Annotated in this window: 2 protein-coding genes; both read left to right on the top strand. The window is 39.9% G+C overall.

Going from position 1 to position 1,926, the window contains the following annotated elements:
• On the top strand, positions 1-1,338 hold a 1,338-nt coding region (locus tag G614_RS33210), incomplete at its 5' end, for an RHS repeat-associated core domain-containing protein (protein WP_278246021.1).
• Between the two features lie 9 nt (positions 1,339-1,347).
• Entirely contained in the window at positions 1,348-1,740 is a 393-nt protein-coding gene (locus tag G614_RS0123900; protein WP_049948122.1) for a hypothetical protein, read from the top strand.
• Positions 1,741-1,926: the final 186 nt, after the last annotated feature.

Raw genomic sequence — 1,926 nt, 5'->3', positions numbered from 1 at the left:
GAAGTGTTGATGGAGCTGAATATCAATGGTATAATGGATACGGCATACAGCTACGGGAATGAACGCCTGACCAATGAGTGCTTTACCGGCTGGACCGGTTACTATACCTATGACCCAAGGGGCAGCGTGACCGGTGTGACAGGAAGTGATGGATATATCTGGCAGTCGTACCGGTATAATGCCTTTGGCGACATTACATTTGGAAAGCCGCAGTATAACAATGTATACAGCTACAATGCGGAGAGCTTCAATCCCAATATGGATGCCCAGTATTTAAGGGCGAGATATTACAGTGTGAAGACAGCCGGATTCATCAGTGAGGATAGCTACCTTGGTGATATCACAGATCCGTTGACACTGAACCGGTATAATTATGTGAAGAGCAGCCCGCTGAATTATATTGACCCAAGCGGTAAGAGTAACATCCCGTATGTTGGTGACCTTTATGACTATTTTTCTGGAAAGATGTTGTCCGACTTTTGGAATGGTTTATGGTCATATCCGGGTAAGGTTGCGGAAGACATAAACGAGAATGTTGGGAAGAAAACCAGTGAGATAAAAAAGGCCATGGATGCAGCGGTAGAAAAAGCATCCCCCTATTTGAAACGGTGTGATGATTTTATAACGGGAATCACAGTTACGGTAAAATTAGGAGATGAAGCGATGGATAGCCTTCTGGGGATGAAAGCAGAGGGTAACACATACCTTGAGGAAACCGGAGATGTAATCTATTGGGATTGGTATGATGCAGGAGAACAGATAGGAAAAATACTTGCCAACTGTAAAAATGCAGGTACCTTATTTGTGTTAGTGATGCATTCCATGAATGGAACTGGGCCACAGACGGTAATGGTTGTAGCTGATGAATATGGTAACACAATGGTAATGGATGGCGATGCTATCGCAATAGAAAACACTGGTATTGTGATGTTTGGGGGTGGAAAGAATAATAAAGATGATAAGGATGATAAGGGGGATTCAGGAACTAATGGTTCTACAAATCCGAAAGATTATTTAGATGAAGCACTGAAACAACAAGGTTTGGATGAAGCACCTAAAAGTTTAAAGCAAAAATGGACGGATGGAGATTATAATTACGAAGTTCGAGTTCATCCTGGCGAAGAGCAGTATACTTCTTCAGAATCAATTTACCGAGTGGCAAGGAAGAGAGTTCCGAGTACAGATCCGACAGTACAGGGAACAGGAACCGAGTATTTAGGAAGTGATGGAAATTGGTATCATGAAAGTGTATTGAGAGAATTTAATAAAGGAGGAACAACAAATCCATTATTTAATGAAGAGGCAGCTAGGTTAACACATATTCCATTAGGAAAGTAGGGGGTAAAGATGAAGATGGATGTAAAGTTGATTAATAATGAACTGACTAAAATTAATACATATTTAAAAAAATGTTTATGGATGGATTTTGAAATTTGTGAAATGAGTTTCGTAAAAACGGTAATAGCTGGGCGAATAGATACAAGTATAAACAAATATGCTATTTCAATTGAGTTTGATCAACCGTACTTGATATCGGGACTTTTTTGTTGGAAGCTAGAAGATTCAAAACCATTCATTGAATTAGCAGAACAGTCAGACTTTATAAATTTTAATAAGAAATATAGAATTGATAAGGGGAATTATCTATTTAAAATAAGTATGGAGGATTGCAAAGAGGCATTTTATATTGCTGCATCTGGAATTAAATGTGAAATCCATCTTGAAAATCCGTTCTCCTGATATACAAATAACATTTGTACATTAATAACAGTAATTTCGCCCGGCTTTGCCGGGCGATGTCCCACAGCTGAGGTGGCGAAAGCCACCCAGCCTTTAACCTGCACACTTTTCGACCCTGGCTATATTGCCTGATTTGGGGAGAAATGCCTTTGTTCCACATCGGCTCAATGAGCTTGGAATACCTGC

This window comes from [Clostridium] clostridioforme AGR2157, from assembly GCF_000424325.1.
Lineage (GTDB): Bacteria > Bacillota > Clostridia > Lachnospirales > Lachnospiraceae > Enterocloster > Enterocloster clostridioformis_A.
The sequence above is the reverse complement of the archived record's forward strand: the minus strand, read 5'-3'. Positions and strand labels throughout refer to the sequence as shown.